The following is an 18,571-nucleotide window of genomic DNA, read 5'->3' as shown; positions in this document are numbered from 1 at the left end:
GGTATTCATTTTATCTTACCATAAATAATCTGAAAATTCCTGTATCATCATGCTGTTTTTGACATGACTGACTAAATTGAGGGAAATCCTCCTCTGTTTCTTCTTATTGGCAGGAAATATGAACAATTAACTTGTGTTTCAGACTAGAATTATATTAAACTATTTTCATAAACTATAACGTGACGGTTAGGAGGAGATGTTCAGATGGGGCTGAGAAAAAGTATCGTATTGGTGAACTAGCACAGATTGCACAGGTGACGAAACGAACTGTAGATTATTATACAAATCTAGGTTTGCTTGCGCCTGTTAGATCTTGCTCAAATTATCGTTATTACGATGAATATGCTTTAAAACGATTACAATTAATCGTTCTTTGCAAACAGCAGAGATTGGCTCTTTCTGACATCAAATCCAGATTAGATGAACAATTCCCTTCTCAAAAGGAAGATCATGATGAACTTGTCCATTTAACCTCTGATATCGATCGGATGAATGAGCATATGGACCGCATTTTGGCACGTTGTAAGCAGCTTCAGCCAGAACAACGTGAAAAACTAAAAGAGCAGCTTACTCCTGAAAAAATGACGGCTGTCCAATCATTTTTACTGCTGTTAAGTTAAAATTTTTACTAAACAGGAGGTGTTACCTTCGTTCTCAAAGTCAGAACGAAGGCCTTAATTGGACATAGTTAATTTACTCATAGTCGCTTTACTTATAGCTTTAACCGCGTTTTTCGTTGCATCAGAGTTTGCGATCATTCGCTTAAGAAGCTCAAGAATTGATCAGTTAATCGCAGAAGGTAATAAAACAGCAGTTGCTGTCAAGCATGTAACGACTCATCTTGATGAGTACCTATCAGCCTGTCAGCTTGGTATTACCATTACCGCCCTTGGTATTGGTTGGTTAGGGGAAGAAACAATTGCGCATATGCTTGCGCCGCTCTTTGCAGAGCTGTCCATTCCTCAATCAGCTAGTTCTATTGTCACTTTTATTATTGCGTTTAGTATCATGACGTTTTTACACGTTGTCGTTGGAGAACTTGCACCGAAAACACTCGCCATTCAAAAGGCTGAGCAAGTATCCCTTCTTTTTGCTAGACCACTGATGATCTTTTACAAAGTGATGTTCCCGTTTATTTGGGTATTAAATGGATCTGCTCGTTTGTTAACGAAAGCGTTCGGTCTTCAGCAAGTATCTGAGCATGACATGGCGCACTCTGAGGAAGAATTGCGGATTATTTTATCAGAGAGCTATAAGAGCGGCGAGATTAACCAGTCTGAATTCAAATATGTAAATAAAATTTTCGAATTTGATGACCGTCTGGCGAAAGAAATTATGATTCCTCGTACCGAAGTTGTCAGCTTCCCATATGATATTACCATTGAGGAAATGCTGAAGGTAACAAAGGTAGAGAAATATACACGTTATCCAATTGAAGATGGCGACAAAGACAACATTATCGGTGTTCTTAACATTAAAGAGGTTCTCACTGCCTGCATTAGCGGTGAGTGCTCTACAAGCGATACGATCGAAAAGTTTGTAAATCCGATTATTCATGTGATTGAAACGGTTCCTGTTCATGATTTACTGCTCAAAATGCAGCGTGAACGTGTACACATGGCCATTTTATCAGATGAATATGGCGGTACAGCAGGTCTTGTCACCGTTGAAGACATCCTTGAAGAAATCGTTGGTGAAATTCGTGATGAGTTCGACATTGATGAAATCAACGAAGTGCGTAAACTTGGAGAAGACCATTACATCTTTGATGGCAAGGTTCTTGTTGATCAAGTCAACCTGCTATTAGGTATACAGCTTGATAATGAAGAGGTCGACACAATCGGCGGCTGGTTCCTTACTCAGAAATATGAAGTAGAGAAAAATGACGCCATTCGTGAACAAGGCTATGAATTTATTATTAATGAAGTCGATGGACACCATGTGGCATACATCGAAGTAAAAAAGTTAAATGAACAGTTATTAGAAGCAGCTGAAGAAGGCGCTTCTTAAGACAAAAACGACCCTTGCCTAAGCAAGCGGTCGTTTTTCTTATGCCTTTTCCATTAATTGAGCTTCTAGCTCTTTGATTCTTGTGTTTAATACTTCTGTCATGGCACCTAATCTTTCTTTTGGCGGCAGATGGTCAAATTCAGACAGCTCAATCGGTTCACCGATGATTAAGCGCATTTTCCCTTTTTTGAAAAGGCTTTTCGCATTTGAAGGTCCTTTGTATGCGGCTGGAACAATTGGCGCTTTACCGAGCTGCGCAATGGTAACCGCTCCTCTTTTTAAAGGGACATCCTCTGTAGTACGTGTGCCGCTTGGAAAAATCCCAACGATCTTTCCCTCTTTTAATAATTTAATGGGCGTTTTAATACTGCTTGGCCCAGGATTCTCTCGATCAACTGGAAAGGCATGAATCTTTTTTAAAAATCCACCGATCCATTTATTTGCAAACAATTCTTTTTTCGCCATGTAGTGGATCTCAAACGGAAGAATTCCTGCGCCTAATGCAAGAACATCCACAAAACCCTCATGTGTACAAGCAATGACAAAACCCCGATCAGTTGGCAGATTCTCTTTTTGATATACTTTGATTCCACCTCGGAGACCAAATAATAATTTGACGGTATAGCCTGAAAATTTATACATAGTGCACTTCCTTTGTTTGAAGAATGAAGGATTTGTCTCTATTATAACAAATTTTTTATTACCTGGTACTAAAAATTTGTACGCAGTCCAATCCTCCCTATTTTTTTCGTTTAAAATGAACGTTCTGACTGTATTCAAGCACAAGGTTTTAGGGGAGAATAGAATAGGAATTGTGTCCAATTTTGTCGTTTTTCGATGTTTTTTCCTGATTTGTTCTATTGAAAATACTTTATAAATGATGCAAATTTCGCTATGATAAGGAGAAATGATTTTGATTCGGCGAAAGAAATGAGTAATGTACGGTAATGAGAAGTTTCGTGCAACTTTATGCCTTTCTTATGCGTGTATAACATAGAGGGGAGAAAAATCAGTGACGATCGATGAAATTTATCAAATGTATATGAACGATGTTTACAGGTTTCTGCTCTCCATGACAAAAGACAAACATTTGGCAGAAGACTTATTGCAGGAAACCTTTATGCGTGCGTATATACATATTCATTCCTACGACCATAGCAAAGTGAAACCTTGGTTATTTCAGGTGGCACGAAATGCTTTTATTGATTATGTCAGGAAACATAAAAAAGAAGTGACCATATCGGATGACCTCATTGGCGGTCTTTTACAAACGTCTGTACAAAGCCCTGCTGAACAGGTTGAAATAAAGGAAGTTCTCACCATGTATTTGGAGCAGCTTCCAGATAACTACAAGGAAGCGTTGACATTGTATTATTTAAAAGAGCTAAATTACAAGGAAGCATCCAAGGTCATGAATATTACTGAAGCAAATTTTAAAAGTGTTTTATTTCGTGCAAGGCAGCGCCTAAAAGCACTTTACAACAGAGGTGTTAATGATGAATGAAGAGTTTAACAAGCGATGGGAACAATATAATAATGGTGAGATGAATGAGGAAGAAATGATAGCGTTTGAAGAAGAACTTGAAGAAAACGAAAAACGCTTAAGCCAGGAACTGAACGACTCAGATTGGACAGATTTTTCCATCAGTCCTGAGAAGCAAAAAGCCATTTTACAATACGGAAAAAGAAAGTCATATTTACGTATTTCCGTACTTGCTGTCATATCGACACTCATTATTTTACCGCTTTGTACATTAGGAAGTTATTTATACTACGGCGTTGGCGGCGCCGAGAGCAAAGGCAATCACTTCATGGAAACAGCAGCTGTCACCGTCGCTTTAACCAAACCAAACGTGGCCATTGATATGAAGGATTTAAAAGGTCAGGTCAAACTTTTTGGGATGAACACCGAATTGAAGCTGCAAAAGCAAATTGGCAATAAAACAGAAGCTATTGGCAGCGAACAAATCGAGATGTTTTTCGATAAATTAAAGCAGCCTACCATCTCTTATTATGGTGACAGCGCACGCGAAACGGAGGGTTTCTTTACCCATCCTTCGGCGCAGGCAGATGCCTCAAAAAAACAAACACTCACTACGTTAGACAAGCTTCCTGAAGGAACAGTAAGTGAAGTGTATGTATCCTATGACAGAGCTTACACACCAAAGGATGTTTATTCCTTTGCTAAAAAATACGATATGAAAGTGCTGTGGAATGCGATTAAAACAGAGGATTCATTAAGTGGAAATCAGCGGCCAATCGGCTTTCCTGGGAAGGACTCTGAATTTTTAAAAGAGCTTCAGCACACATCAAAAACTGAGGTAGATCAATTCAAAGATGCCCTTGCTTATGTTAATCAGCACCCGACATGGGCAACAACGATCTCTGGCAGACCTGATCTTGACCTGTCTAATCGTATACGCTATATCGATCAAAATGGCGTCACGATTTATGGCTCTGTGGTCACTGGGCCTTCAAAAGAGATTGAGAAATTTGTAAAGACAAAACGCATTAAAACGGCAAAAGTGAGCGAGGTGGAATTATGGAATTGGTAAGAATTTTTAAAGAGCATAATGTATTTGGCTGGATTTCTGTCGGCACAGCGATATTATCCCTGCTCATGCTAAACCTCGCCATTATCAGCAACGTGACATTTTATTCTTTTCAAATGCTTCCTTTTGCAATGGCCGCAGTTCCATTTGGCATTATTGAACTGTTCATTAAAAAAGGCCGTACGGGTCCAGGTTTCCTCGGTGTCGTACTGAATATCTTTGTCATTGTTTGTGTCTATGCCATCGTATCAATCGATGTCGATCTTCAATTAGGTTTTTAATCAGCACTCAAAAGCAAAAGCCCGTGTTACTTGACTAATGCCAAGCATCACGGGCTTTTTTCATTTATTTTTTATTCAATTCTGAATGCTTTCTTGAATATAAGAAATACACAACCAGCCCAATGGCAAGCCAGATTAAGAAACGTACAAAGGTGATTGCACCAAGCTTATAAATGAGCAATCCGCAAGATAGAATAGCTAAGATCGGAATAAGCGGAACTGCTGGGCATCTGAAGGCTCTCGGTAAGTCCGGCTGCGTTTTTCTCATCACAATGACCGCCACTGAAATCAAAATGAATGCTGAAAGTGTCCCGATGTTCACTAAACTTGCCAGCTCATCAAGTGGAATAAATCCACCCATTAATGCTGACAATGTACCGAAGAACAATGTATTGATGTAAGGAGTTTTATGCTTTGGATGAACTTTTGATAATACCTTTGGCACCAAGCCATCACGAGACATAGCAAACATCACGCGTGTCTGGCCGTACAGCATGACAAGCATCACGGTTGTCATCCCTAGAATCGCTCCGACATCCACAATACCAGCCACCCAGTTTTGTCCGGCTACTTGTAAAACGAGAGACACTGGATGTGATACTCCTTCAAAATTCATAAAAGGAACGATGCCCGTCATAATCGCACTGACAACGACATAAAGCAGCGTACAAATCAATAAAGAAGTAATAATTCCTCTAGGCAGGTTGCGTGATGGATTTTTTGTCTCCTCTGCCGCAGAAGCAACTGCATCAAACCCGATAAATGCAAAGAATACTAGGGCTGCTGCACTTAAGACCCCTGATGTCCCAAATGGAACGAATGGTGTCCAGTTTTCAGGTTTTACATATTTCAAAGCGACTAAAATAAAGAGCAGAATCACAGCAATTTTCATAATAACCATGATGTTATTTACTCGTTTTGATTCTTTAATACCAAAGTACAGCAGGAAGGTGATGACCATTAAAATAATAAATGCTGGAAGATTAAAATATGTCACGTGCCCCTTTAAACCACCTGGTGCTGCTGTTAACTCAACTGGTATATGAATCCCTATCCCATTTAAAAAAGACACAAAATAGCCTGACCAGCCCGCTGAAACGGCACTAGCAGCCAGCATATATTCTAATATTAAATCCCAGCCAATGATGAATGCTAGAAATTCCCCCATTGATGCGTACGTAAATGTATACACAGACCCTGACACAGGCACTGTGGAAGCAAATTCCGCATATGACAGTGCTGCAAACAAACAAGCAAGACCTGCGATGACAAATGATAGCACAAGTCCTGGCCCCGCAGTGACGGCTCCTGTACCTGTTAGAACAAATATCCCTGTCCCGATTATGGCTCCAATGCCCAGCATGGTTAAATCAAATGAACCCAATTCCTTTTTTAATGCTTTTTCCCCTTGTGTTGCCGCAATGAGCTCTGAAATGCTCTTTTTTCTAAACAACGAATTGCTCATACCATCACTCCCAAAACTTAGTATCAGTCTAAAGACGCCACATTCATATAATTCACAATATTTTCTGAATATTTAGATTAAATTTAGCGCAATAAATTGGTGGCGTAAAATTATTATATATGAAAATTAAAAAATGAAAACACTTTTTTGAAAAATAGAGTGAAAATTCTTATATATCAACGAAAATATTGTCAATAAAACGGTTAGATTTTCTTCAATCCTTATTCAATTGATAGTTTGTCTCCCTCTATTTATGATACAACATGGAAGATTATATTTTTTTCATATACTTATTATTCAACAAAAATAAGACCCTTTTTTTAAAAGCGGGGTCACAATTATGTTATTTTAAAGCCTTTAGACCGATAGTGATCTATGAGAAAAAGACCAGTTCTGCGGCACAAATGATATATGAAAAAAGAGACTGCTTCATAGCAGTCTCTTAAAATGAATTAGTTTACAAATGTTTTCGCTCCAAGATAAATAGGCTTCCAATAGCTTGATGTCATATCACTGATCGTTACACCGTCAGAAGCAGCATGGATAAACTTATTGTTCCCAAGGTAGACACCCATGTGAGATGGACCCGATTTATACGTTGTAAAGAAGACAAAATCTCCAGCCTTTGGTTTGGATACACTTTTCATCGATCCCCAGAAACCTTCAGTTGTTTGTCTTGAAATCTTTTTTTGTTTGTTAATGATATACCACATAAATCCGCTGCAATCAAAGCCCTTCGGTGTCGTTCCACCCCATCTATATGGAGTACCGTTTTGCGCTTTAGCATCTGCTATGAGCTTAGACGTGTTTAAGGAAGAAGTAGAGACTGTTTTTTCTTTCACAGGTTTCGCCTTTACTTTAGACGTCTTTTTCACCTTTAGCTTTTGCCCGATTTTAATGAGGTCTGTTTTAAGTTTATTTAACGATTTCAACTCTTTCACAGTCATCCCGTATTTTTTGCCGATCTTAGATAATGTATCACCTTTGACAACTTTATGAGTGGCAGTTGCTGAAGCCGTTTTTACTTTTGTTGTTGTTTTTGATGTCTTCACTGCTTTTTTCGAAGAAGTGCCATTCACTTTTAAGGTTTGTCCAACATAAATCACGTTAGATTTCAGCTTATTGTCTGATTTAATTTTGCTCACGCTTGTTTTGTATCTTTTCGCTAGAACAGAAAGAGAGTCACCTTTTTGAACTTTTACTGATTGTGCTGAGGCAGCGCCGGCAAATAATGTCGTCCCAAGTAGAACTGCACTTGCAGCTGTGATCAATTGTTTTTTCATTTGTTCCTCCTGTATGTATCTATCTGATCCGAATTTTTATCTACTCCCTATTATAAGGATCAAATACCAGAAGAAATAGTCTTGACTTCCTACGACATTATGCTTATTAATTCGGCAAAATTTATTTTTTTTTAGGGTTCTTTTTATTTCATTTTTATTACACAATCATGACAAAATAATCGCATCTTGTCATGGATAAATGATACATTCATTTCTCTTTTTGGTTCATTCTATGTAAAGTGGACCTTTACAATTTTAAAGTGAACTTTACGGTGCTGTAAAGAGGAATCCACACTTCTGCTCTACCATTGTAAACGTAAGAGCGATACATAAACAATGAGGAGGCAAAATGAATGAGTGTGTTGAAAAGCTCGAAAACGAAAATTGCTGCAGTGGCAGCAGCATCTGTGCTATCGATTGGCATTTTTTCAGGGATTGAATTTGGACAAGCTGACAAAGCTGAGGCTAAAAAGAAGCCGAAAAATGACGTGCAAAATGTGATCGTGCTGATTGGAGATGGCATGGGAACACCTTATCTTTCAACTTACCGCTCATTTAAACACAACGGTGACCTTTCAAAGCAAACAGCGTTTGACCCTTACCTCACTGGCATGCATAAAACATACCCTGACGACTCTAAAAGTAACATTACCGATTCAGCAGCAGCTGGTACAGCCATGGCCACTGGTAAAAAGACATACAACAATGCCATTGGTGTAAACAAAAACGGCAAAAAACTAAAAACCGTTTTAGAAGAAGCCAAACGAAAAGGAAAATCGACGGGTCTTGTCGTGACATCTGAATTAACAAATGCTACGCCTGCTGCGTATGCCGCTCACGATGTGTCTAGGAAAAACACTGCAGCCATCGCTGATGATTTCTTCGATGAGAAAATCGGGAAACAGCATACAGTCGATGTCATGCTTGGCGGAGGACTTGTCGATTTTGTCCGAAAGGATCGTGATCTGACGAAGGAATTCAGACAAGCCGGTTATGATTATGTCACCAATAAAGCCGCCTTACAAAAAAACAAAAATGAAAAGGTGTTAGGCATTTTTGCTGATGGAGGTCTCGATAAAGCCATTGATCGTGATCAAACGACCCCTTCCCTGCAAGATATGACATCCTCAGCCATCAAACAGCTGTCTAAAAACAAAAAAGGATTTTTCCTTATGGTCGAAGGCAGTCAAATTGACTGGGCTGGACATGATCATGATATTGTCAGTGCGATGAGCGAAATGAAGGATTTTGAAAAAGCATTTGAAGAAGCGATCCGTTTTGCGAAAAAGGATAAAAACACGTTAGTCATCACGACCGCAGATCATTCAACTGGCGGACTTTCCTTCGGAGCAGACGGTTCAGGCAGCTGGGATTACAAACCGGTCAAAGCAGCGAAAAAAACGCCTGACTTTATCGCAAACAAAATTGTCAGCGGCATGACTGTCGAGTCAGCGCTGAAACAATATATCAATCTTGATTTCACAAAAGAAGAAACAGCATCTATTCAAAAGGCCGCTGAAACAAAAGATACTGTTAAAATTGATGATGCGATTGAAGAAGTGATCAATACAAGATCACATACAGGCTGGACAACTTCTGGTCATACCGGTGATGAAGTTCCATTCTTTGCGTATGGCCCAACAAGCCAGCAGCTAAAAGGTCTGATGGAAAATACAGATCAAGCAAAACATATCTTTAAATTACTTCATCAATAAAACGAAGAACATTGTAAGAGCAGGTGTAGAAAATGCCTGCTCTTTTTATTGTTCAATCTTCCAGTTGAAATTTCTGAAAATAAAGATATTGACAAATTGTTTATTTGTCTTACAATTAAACAAAAGAGTTTTTGGTAGCGCTTACCTTTCTTTTTAACAAATTACAGGAGGTTTTTAGCAATGATTCAAGGTAGAAGAGCACCAGAAGGCATATTAGGTTTTCCTATCGCTCCTTTTCAAGCAAATGGTCAGCTTTCTGAGGAAGCACTATTTCAAAACATTCAATTCTTACTAGACGAAGGGCTCGATGCCATTTTTATTGCATGTGGGTCGGGAGAATTTCAGTCTATTAGTCAAAAAGAATACGAGCAAATGATTGATGTGGCACTTGCAGCTGCCGGTGGTCAAGTTCCTGTTTATTCAGGAGTTGGCGGAAATTTAAATACCGCACTGGAGTGGGCGAAAATTTCCGAGAAAAAAGGCGTTGACGGTTACTTATTACTCCCTCCTTATTTAATTCATGGTGAACAAGAAGGACTATATGAATACGCCAAAACCATTATAGAAAGTACAAACCTAAATGCCATCTTATATCAACGAGATAATGCTGTTCTTTCTGTGCAGCAAATCAAACGGCTCACTTCTTTTGAACAGCTTGTTGGTGTAAAAGATGGGGTCGGTGATATGGATTTAAACGTGAATCTTTCCTATACAATAGGCAGCAGGCTCAGCTATATAAATGGATTGCCTATGGCAGAGGTCACAATGCCGGCTTACTTACCGATTGGTTTTCATTCCTATTCCTCCGCAATTTCTAATTATATCCCGCACATCTCAAGAATGTTTTATCACGCACTAAAAACGGGTGATCAAGAAACGGTCAAGGACATTTACACAACTGTTATTCTACCGATTAACCGGATTCGCCAACAGAGAAAGGGCTATGCCGTCTCACTCATTAAAGCCGGCATGAACATCATGGGACATTCTGTCCGCAATTCAGCAAGACCGCCTGTTGTTCCTGTAGAAAAAGAACACTATCAAGAACTAGAGAACATTTTACAGCACGCAATGGAACGCTTCCCGAAAAAAGCGGCTGTGAATTAACGAAAGAAAGGAGCTCATATTATGTCCACTTCAGTGAAACAAAAAACGTACTTCAATTATATCAATGGTGAATGGGTAAAGGCTTCCACAGGAGAAGTGATCCCCATTCAAAATCCTGCCGACAAAGAGGAGGCTGCTGGATATGTGCAGCGCTCAAGTCTCGAAGATGTAAACGCAGCCATCACTGCAGCTCATGAAGCAAAGACGATGTGGCGAGATTTATCAGGTGCAGAACGAGGACAATATCTTTATAAAGCAGCTGATTTGCTGGAAGAACGTCTCGATGACATTGCCATTACTGCTGTAAAAGAAATGGGTAAAACTCTGCCTGAGGCAAAAGGAGAAGCGGCACGCGGTGTAGCCATTCTCCGCTACTATGCCGGCGAAGGAATGCGCAAAGAAGGCGATGTCATTCCTTCTACTGACCGAGAGGCACTCATGTTCACTAAAAGGGTTCCATTAGGTGTTGTAGGCATCATCTCTCCTTGGAATTTCCCTATTGCGATCCCTATTTGGAAAATGGCTCCTGCACTCATTTATGGGAACACGGTCGTCATTAAACCTGCGACAGAAACTGCCGTTACTTGCGCAAAAATCATGGCCTGCTTTGCAGATGCCCACCTTCCAAAAGGAGTAGTCAATATGGTCACAGGATCGGGAGCTGTCGTAGGTCAAGGAATGATTGAACATCCAAATATCCAAGGAATTACATTTACTGGATCAAATGCAACGGGTAAAGCCATCGGTCAGAAAGCCTTTGATCGCGGGATTAAGTATCAGCTTGAAATGGGAGGAAAAAACCCCGTTATCGTAGCCAATGATGCGGATCTTGATCTTGCGGTAGAAGCAGCCATTACAGGAGCCTTCCGGTCAACTGGACAAAAATGTACAGCAACGAGCCGAGTCATTGTCCAAGAAGACATCTATGATGCCTTTAAAGAAAAACTCGTTCAAAAAACGCAAGAGATCACTATTGGGGACAGTTTAAAAAAAGACGTATGGATGGGTCCGATCGCAAGCAAACAGCAGCTTGATCAATGCCTTTCCTATATTGAAACTGGAAAAAAAGAAGGTGCCACCCTCCTTTTTGGCGGGGAACCATTAACAGATGGTGATTATCAGAATGGTTATTTTATTGAGCCTGCTATTTTCGAACATGTCACCTCAGACATGACCATCGCTCAAGAAGAAATATTTGGTCCTGTCATTGCTTTAATCAAAGTGCAAGATATCAATGAAGCATTTCACATTGCCAATGATGTGGTTTTTGGCTTAAGCGCTTCTATTTTCACACAAAATATCGGTCGTATGCTGTCCTTTATTCAGAATATCCAAGCTGGGCTCATTAGAATTAATGCAGAAAGTGCTGGTGTAGAGTTACAGGCACCATTTGGTGGAATGAAACAATCAAGCTCTCATTCTCGTGAACAAGGAGAAGCGGCAAAGGAATTCTTTACAGCCATTCAAACCGTTTTCATTAAATCGTAAAATTGAAGCATTTGAGAGGGCATCTGCCCTCCTCAATTCTCTATTTTAGAAAAGGAGAAGAAATGATGATAAATAACCTCTTCCATGCTTCACAAACTGATAAAAAAACGTCTGTCCGCTGGTTTATCGTCTTCATGCTGTTTCTTGTCACTTCTGTCAATTATGCAGATCGTGCTACCCTTTCTATTGCTGGAGATTCTGTTCAACATGACCTTGGTCTTAGCTCTGTATCAATGGGTTATGTCTTTTCTGCTTTTGGCTGGGCATATGTCATTGGCCAATTGCCTGGCGGTTATTTATTGGATAAATTCGGTTCTAAAATGGTGATTGCCTGCAGTATTTTCTTTTGGTCTTTGTTTACATTGTTTCAAGGTGCCATAGGTTTTTTTACAGCGGGTACTGCGATTATTCTCCTTTTTACCCTGCGATTTTTAGTAGGGCTGGCGGAAGCTCCTTCCTTTCCAGGCAATAGCCGTGTAGTGGCTGCATGGTTTCCTAGTTCTGAACGTGGAACAGCTTCTGCTTTCTTTAATTCAGCTCAGTATTTTGCGCTTGTCATTTTCTCTCCAATTATGGGCTGGCTTACACATTCTTTAGGATGGCATTCTGTTTTTGTTGTTATGGGAATCCTCGGTATTTTGCTGTCTTTTCTTTGGATAAAAACCGTCTATAATCCAAAACAACACCCGAAAATTAACGCAGCAGAGCTCGATTACATATCAAAAGGCGGGGCTTTGACCTCAATGGACGATGAAAAGAGCCAGCAAAACAAAGAATCCAAATGGCCATACGTGAAACAATTACTTTCAAATCGGATGTTAATTGGGGTTTATATTGCTCAATATTGCATTACCACCCTCACTTATTTTTTCTTGACGTGGTTTCCTGTGTATCTTGTTCAAGCAAAAGGAATGTCCATTCTCGAAGCAGGTTTTGTTGCTTCCCTGCCAGCTCTCTGCGGTTTTTTAGGCGGAATCCTTGGCGGCTTGTTATCCGATTTTTTATTAAAAAGCGGGAAATCGCTTACTTTCGCACGAAAGACACCCATTATTATCGGCATGCTTCTTTCATGCAGTATGATCATCTGCAACTATACAGAATCTTCATGGATTGTTGTTGCGATTATGTCGCTTGCTTTCTTTGGAAAAGGATTCGGTGCACTTGGCTGGGCCGTTGTATCAGATACCTCCCCAAAGGAATGTGCCGGGTTAAGCGGCGGTTTATTTAATACCTTTGGCAACATTGCATCCATTACAACACCCATTATCATTGGATATATTGTCAATGCGACAGGCTCTTTCAGTGGTGCGCTCGTCTTTGTCGGCAGTAATGCCGTTATTGCAATCTTAAGTTATTTATTCCTTGTGGGTCCCATTAAACGTGTGAAGTTAAAAGAACCCCCTTCAACACCTCCGGCCCAAGTCCCATCCAGCTCTATTTGAAAGCGCTTTATATAAAGGAGGATTTATATGAATCAATACTTAAAAGAAGTCAAAAAGGAACGAGCAAACAATCTCCCTTACATTACTGACATGAAGGTGATTCCTGTTGCCGGCTATGACAGTATGCTTTTGAATCTAAGCGGAGCGCATGGACCTTTTTTCACAAGAAATGTTGTCATACTAACAGACAGCAGCGGCCGTCAAGGAGTCGGAGAAGTTCCCGGCGGTGAAAACATTCGACAAACACTTGAAAAAGCCGCCAGACTTGTCCTCCAAAAACCAATTGGGCAATATCATGCCATCCTGCAATCGGTGCAGCAAACATATCAAGACCTCGATAGAAGCGGGAGAGGCAATCAAACCTTTGACTTACGGACAACAATACATGCTGTTACAGCGTTAGAAGCGGCTCTCTTGGATTTATTAGGTCAATTTTTAGAAGAACCGGTTGCCTCTTTATTAGGAACAGGTCAACAAAGACAGGTCGTTGACATGCTTGGGTATTTATTTTACATAGGGGATCAAATGAAAACCCCTCTCCCCTATTTGAAAGAAGATCATTCATCTTGCAGCTGGTTCCGGCTAAGGCGTCAAAAAGCACTAACACCGATGGACATTGTCCGTTTGGCTGAAGCGGCTTATGAACGCTATGGATTTCAGGATTTCAAGTTAAAAGGCGGTGTCTTTTCCGGGGAAGCAGAGATGGAAGCTGTAGAATCTCTTTCAAAACGTTTTCCAAATGCGCGCATCACACTTGATCCTAATGGAGCGTGGTCTCTTGATGAAGCCATTCAGCTTTGCAAAGGAAAACAACATGTACTTGCATATGCAGAGGATCCATGTGGAGCAGAAGACGGATTCTCGTCAAGAGAAATTATGGCCGAATTCAAACGAGCTACCGGCATTCAAGTGGCTACAAATATGATCGCAACTGATTTCCGTCAATTGTCACACGCCATCCAATTACATGCAGTTGATATTCCACTGGCGGACCCGCACTTTTGGACAATGGAAGGTTCAGTTAGAGTCGCTCAAACGTGTCATGATAACGGCTTGACTTGGGGATCGCACTCAAACAACCATTTTGATATTTCTCTGGCCATGTTTACACACGTTGCCGCTGCTGCACCAGGTCATATAACAGCGATTGATACCCACTGGATATGGCAAGATGGCCAGCATTTAACAAGGAACCCACTTTCAATCAAAGAAGGTCGTGTCAAAGTGCCACAAGAACCCGGGCTGGGTATTCAAATTGATCTAGAAAAGATAGAGGAAGCCAACCGTTTATATAAACAAATGAAGCTTGGTGCAAGAAATGATGCCATTCAGATGCAATATCTCATGAATGGCTGGACATTCGACCCGAAAAAACCGTGTTTGATTCGGTAGTTTGACTGTAAATGATTGTATTCCCCTTCATTTTGTCTTACAATTGAACAACTGAAGGGAGAGAATGACTCGTGAATGAAAGTATGGATGAACTTAAATTTGAAACAGTGAATCGAAAAACATTAGCAAAACAAGTCATAGAACGTATCGTTCATTTATTGTCTAGCGGACAATTAAAAGCTGGTGACAAACTGCCAACAGAAATGGAACTCATGGATATTTTATCGGTAAGCCGCCCTGTGTTGCGCGAAGCTTTAAGTTCTCTTGAAACATTAGGCGTTATCACTAGAAAAACACGAGGCGGTACATATTTTAATGATAAAATTAGCAATCAGCCATTTTCAGTTATGCTCGCACTGGCTCAAGATAATTTACCAGCCATTCTAGAAGCTCGTATGGTACTAGAACTAGGCCTTGTCACCGTTGCTGCTGAGAAAATTAGTGATGAAGAATTAAAAAAATTAGAAAGAACCATTGAAATGATTGAGGAAAGTACAGATAACAACTATGGTGAAGCCGATAAAGAATTCCACCGGATTATTGCCTTAAGTGCAAACAATCCAGTTGTTGAAGGCATGATTCAGGCGCTTTTAGTATCACACGCCAAGATTGACAGCCAAATTCCTTATCGAGAAAAAAATGTGACCGTTAATTATCATCAGAAAATTTATGAAGCGCTTCAGCTTAGAGACCCATATCAAGCACACTTCCATATGCATGAACATTTGAAGTTTGTACGTGATAAGATTTTAAAAGGATTAAATCAAACGCCATGATACGGAAGCGGATATGCTTCCTCTCCTCTTAAAAAGACAGCGCTTTCAAAGGAGTGATCTCTTGAATCAAAAAGCAAAGGAAGCACCCCTATATATTCAGGTAAGTTCAAAGGATAATGTAGCAATCATCGTAAATGATGGCGGACTACCAGCTGGCACCAGCTTTTCAAGTGGATTGACGTTAACTGAACGCATCCCTCAAGGGCATAAAGTTGCACTTAAGACAATTGAACAGCATGCACCAATTGTGCGATATGGTGAAATCATTGGATACGCTAACGAAATCATCATACAGGGAAGCTGGGTGAAAGAAGAGCTCGTTCAAATGCCAGCTCCTCCTCCTTTAGACAAATTATCATGCCTAACATACAGCGGTCCTCCGCTTAAAAAGCTTGATGGTTATGAATTTCAGGGATACCGAAATCCAGATCATTCTGTTGGTACTAAAAATATTCTCGGGATTACAACAAGCGTGCAATGTGTCGTTGGGGTTCTTGACTATGCGGTCAAAAAAATCAAGGAAGATCTGCTGCCGAAATATCCAAATGTGGATGACGTAATTCCCCTCCACCACCAATACGGCTGCGGTGTGGCCATTCATGCACCAGATGCGGTCATTCCCATCAGAACCATCCAAAACTTAGCCACACATCCGAACTTTGGCGGAGAAGTGCTCGTCATTGGATTAGGCTGTGAAAAACTCATACCATCACGCATTGTGTCAGAAGAGCGGCAAGACGATATTTTAACATTACAGGAGGAATCAGGCTTTTCTTCAATGATTACCTCCATTCTGAAGGCTGCAGAGCACAAACTAAAGAAACTCAATAGGCGGACACGCGTCCCATGTCCTGTATCGGATTTAGTGGTAGGCTTACAATGCGGTGGAAGCGATGCATTCTCAGGTGTAACAGCAAACCCCGCCGTTGGATATGCAGCAGACCTCCTTGTCAAAGCAGGAGCAACGGTTCTTTTTTCAGAAGTGACAGAAGTGCGTGATGCCATTCACCTATTAACTCCAAGAACTTTGAATGAAGAAACGAGGCAGGCACTTATACGGGAAATGAAATGGTACGATGACTATTTAAGCAGAGGTCAAGCAGATAGAAGTGCAAATCCTTCCCCAGGAAATAAAAAAGGCGGTTTATCCAATGTCGTAGAAAAGGCGCTTGGTTCTATCGCCAAATCTGGCACAAGTCCAATATCTAGTGTGATTGGGCCTGGTGAGAAAGCGGCCACCAAAGGGCTGATATTTGCTGCAACGCCGGCAAGCGATTTTGTTTGCGGAACACTGCAGCTCGCCTCTGGTATGAATGTACAAATTTTCACAACAGGACGAGGAACTCCATACAGCCTAGCAGCAGCACCTGTAATAAAAGTTTCTACGAAAACCAGCTTACAGACACAATGGCCGGATCTTATTGATTTTGATGCCGGCCGTATTGCAACCGGAGAAGCAACAATCGAGGAAGTCGGTACAGACCTGTTTCATTATATACTAGATATCGCCAGCGGCCGGAAAGAAACATGGGCCGATCATTGGGGGATTCATAACGATTTGTGTCTATTTAATCCAGCCCCAGTCACATAAAAGAGATGTCCGTTTGAGGACATCTTTTTTTATGATCATTAAGCGAGATATTTCCTATGAACCCCTTTTCCATCATAAGAAAACATCACTTCTTTTCCTTCAAGAACTGACTCGATATGCACACTTCTTCCCCACAGCTGATATAAATACGGAAGGACTTTTTCTAAGTATTTCAGATCAAGTTCAATGCCTTCATACCAATGCTTGATATAAAGTTCGTTATTTTTTAAATAGTCGCCATCGATCACGGTCAAATACGGAAAGCCGCCATTCACTCTCATACTGACTAACTGATCACGAACCGCCTTCCATTCTTTATCAATGACTTTATAATCTCTCCCCTGCTTTTGAAACAAGTACAAGTCTTCTCTCATCACAAGGTCTTTCGTTAAGTAGTTTCGAATAAAAGAAATATCCGATTCAATTTCCCTGACTTCAAACATTTTACTGCGGCCAGATCCTTCTGTGACCCCTGCTTTTTTTAATTCTTCACATGGGTTGTTATAGCGTTCTTCAATATCTTCAAAAATTTTCAGCCCTAAATAGTAAGGATTGATGCCTGTTTTAGATGGCTGCACCACACCTGCATTTAATTTCGCAAATTCTATCGATTCACTTGAATCCAAATCAAGCTCCCGCATAATCCGCTGGTGCCAATACGATGCCCAGCCTTCATTCATAATCTTTGTTTCCAGCTGCGGCCAAAAATAGAGCATTTCTTCTCTCAGCATGGTAAGAACATCCCGCTGCCATGGCTCCAGCTCCCGGGAATGCGCTTCAATAAAGAGTAAAAGATCCTTTTCAGGCTTTGGCGGAAACTGCTTAACGGTTTTCTTTTTCTCACGCATTTTCGGCTCATCCATTCCCCACAAATCATCATAAGGCGTTTGACGTTTTGGTTTATCATCTTCACTTTCTTCATCGTCCATATTCCAGCTTAATTTTGATCGAACAAGAGACGGATCAATATGCTCCTGGATAGCCAATACGGCATCTAAAAAGGCTTCGACTTCTTTTGTTCCGTAGATATGCTCATATTCTTTGATCCGCTCTGCCGCTGCTGACATGCTTTCGACCATATCTCGTTTTGTGTTTTGGAAACGGCAATTATTTTTGAAGAAATCACAGTGTGCCAATACATGAGCCACAATTAATTTATTTTGAACGAGCGTATTGTTATCTAGTAGAAAGGCGTAGCAAGGATTTGAATTGATCACCAGTTCATAAATTTTGCTTAATCCTAAATCATAATGAAGCTTCATTTTATGAAATTGCTTCCCAAAGCTCCAGTGGCTGAATCGTGTTGGCATTCCATATGCACCGAACGTATAAATAATTTCCGCGGGACAGATTTCATACCTCATCGGATAAAAATCTAGACCAAATCCTTCTGCAATTTCTGTAATTTCATCAATCGCTCTTTGTAAAAGACGTTTTTCAGATACGCTCAAGGAAACCATCCCTCCTCA

Annotated in this window: 16 protein-coding genes; 12 read left to right on the top strand and 4 right to left on the bottom strand. The window is 40.5% G+C overall.

Annotated elements, in window-relative coordinates; all coding sequences use genetic code 11:
- The first annotated feature begins 179 nt into the window (after nt 1-179).
- Entirely contained in the window at nt 180-620 is a 441-nt protein-coding gene (locus NSS65_RS04765) for a MerR family transcriptional regulator (protein WP_034667702.1), read from the top strand.
- Between the two features lie 58 nt (nt 621-678).
- Complete coding sequence (locus tag NSS65_RS04760; protein WP_034282244.1) at nt 679-2,010, top strand: hemolysin family protein; 1,332 nt, start codon at nt 679-681, stop codon at nt 2,008-2,010.
- Nucleotides 2,011-2,049: 39 nt separating this feature from the next.
- On the opposite strand, the gene NSS65_RS04755 is transcribed toward NSS65_RS04760, so the two are convergent.
- Nucleotides 2,050-2,652, bottom strand: a complete 603-nt coding sequence (locus NSS65_RS04755; RefSeq protein WP_024425286.1) for a 1-acyl-sn-glycerol-3-phosphate acyltransferase — start codon at nt 2,650-2,652, stop codon at nt 2,050-2,052.
- A 370-nt stretch (nt 2,653-3,022) separates the two neighbouring features.
- Here NSS65_RS04755 and NSS65_RS04750 point away from each other — a divergent pair, with 370 nt between their 5' ends.
- Genes NSS65_RS04750 through NSS65_RS04740 form a run of 3 tightly spaced genes read left to right on the top strand, consistent with a single transcriptional unit; the run spans nt 3,023 to nt 4,843 of the window.
- Nucleotides 3,023-3,514 carry a sigma-70 family RNA polymerase sigma factor gene (locus NSS65_RS04750; protein ID WP_024425287.1) on the top strand — a complete coding sequence of 164 codons (492 nt, stop codon included), beginning with the start codon at nt 3,023-3,025 and terminating at the stop codon, nt 3,512-3,514.
- Nucleotides 3,507-4,565: an anti-sigma factor gene (locus tag NSS65_RS04745; RefSeq protein WP_061109612.1), complete on the top strand. Its 1,059-nt coding sequence runs from the start codon at nt 3,507-3,509 to the stop codon at nt 4,563-4,565. The genes NSS65_RS04750 and NSS65_RS04745 overlap by 8 nt, the downstream gene beginning before the upstream one ends.
- The gene (locus NSS65_RS04740) at nt 4,553-4,843 is read left to right on the top strand and encodes a hypothetical protein (protein ID WP_024425288.1); all 291 of its coding nucleotides are present in this window, start codon (nt 4,553-4,555) and stop codon (nt 4,841-4,843) included. The genes NSS65_RS04745 and NSS65_RS04740 overlap by 13 nt, the downstream gene beginning before the upstream one ends.
- Before the next feature lie 64 nt (nt 4,844-4,907).
- Here the strand turns inward: NSS65_RS04740 and NSS65_RS04735 are convergent, their stop codons facing one another.
- Nucleotides 4,908-6,308 (bottom strand): amino acid permease, encoded by a 1,401-nt coding sequence (locus NSS65_RS04735; protein WP_061109611.1) that lies wholly within the window; start codon nt 6,306-6,308, stop codon nt 4,908-4,910.
- A gap of 452 nt (nt 6,309-6,760) precedes the next feature.
- Nucleotides 6,761-7,591 carry a C40 family peptidase gene (locus NSS65_RS04730; protein ID WP_041116968.1) on the bottom strand — a complete coding sequence of 277 codons (831 nt, stop codon included), beginning with the start codon at nt 7,589-7,591 and terminating at the stop codon, nt 6,761-6,763.
- 353 nt (nt 7,592-7,944) lie between these two features.
- On the opposite strand from NSS65_RS04730, the gene NSS65_RS04725 reads away from it, so the two are divergent.
- The 7 genes from NSS65_RS04725 (at nt 7,945) to garD (ending at nt 17,102) form a co-directional block, all read left to right on the top strand.
- Nucleotides 7,945-9,306, top strand: a complete 1,362-nt coding sequence (locus NSS65_RS04725; RefSeq protein WP_061109610.1) for an alkaline phosphatase — start codon at nt 7,945-7,947, stop codon at nt 9,304-9,306.
- A 180-nt stretch (nt 9,307-9,486) separates the two neighbouring features.
- Nucleotides 9,487-10,413 (top strand): 5-dehydro-4-deoxyglucarate dehydratase, encoded by a 927-nt coding sequence (kdgD, locus tag NSS65_RS04720; protein ID WP_061109609.1) that lies wholly within the window; start codon nt 9,487-9,489, stop codon nt 10,411-10,413.
- Between the two features lie 21 nt (nt 10,414-10,434).
- On the top strand, nt 10,435-11,901 hold the full coding sequence (gucD, locus tag NSS65_RS04715; RefSeq protein WP_034282252.1) for an alpha-ketoglutaric semialdehyde dehydrogenase GucD: 1,467 nt from the start codon (nt 10,435-10,437) through the stop codon (nt 11,899-11,901).
- Nucleotides 11,902-11,966: 65 nt separating this feature from the next.
- Complete coding sequence (locus NSS65_RS04710) at nt 11,967-13,343, top strand: MFS transporter (RefSeq protein ID WP_046310382.1); 1,377 nt, start codon at nt 11,967-11,969, stop codon at nt 13,341-13,343.
- A gap of 27 nt (nt 13,344-13,370) precedes the next feature.
- Entirely contained in the window at nt 13,371-14,735 is a 1,365-nt protein-coding gene (locus NSS65_RS04705; protein ID WP_176967551.1) for an enolase C-terminal domain-like protein, read from the top strand.
- A 71-nt stretch (nt 14,736-14,806) separates the two neighbouring features.
- Nucleotides 14,807-15,511, top strand: coding sequence for a FadR/GntR family transcriptional regulator (locus NSS65_RS04700; protein ID WP_034282256.1), 705 nt, complete (start codon nt 14,807-14,809; stop codon nt 15,509-15,511).
- Nucleotides 15,512-15,524: 13 nt separating this feature from the next.
- Nucleotides 15,525-17,102, top strand: a complete 1,578-nt coding sequence (gene garD / locus NSS65_RS04695; RefSeq protein ID WP_342467364.1) for a galactarate dehydratase — start codon at nt 15,525-15,527, stop codon at nt 17,100-17,102.
- A gap of 38 nt (nt 17,103-17,140) precedes the next feature.
- Here the strand turns inward: garD and NSS65_RS04690 are convergent, their stop codons facing one another.
- Nucleotides 17,141-18,553, bottom strand: a complete 1,413-nt coding sequence (locus tag NSS65_RS04690; RefSeq protein ID WP_041116958.1) for a SpoVR family protein — start codon at nt 18,551-18,553, stop codon at nt 17,141-17,143.
- Nucleotides 18,554-18,571: the final 18 nt, after the last annotated feature.

This window comes from Bacillus sp. FSL K6-1006 (genome assembly GCF_038593175.1).
GTDB lineage: Bacteria > Bacillota > Bacilli > Bacillales > Bacillaceae > Bacillus > Bacillus safensis.
Note: the sequence above shows the minus strand (reverse complement) of the source record. Positions and strands in the feature narration are given on the sequence as shown.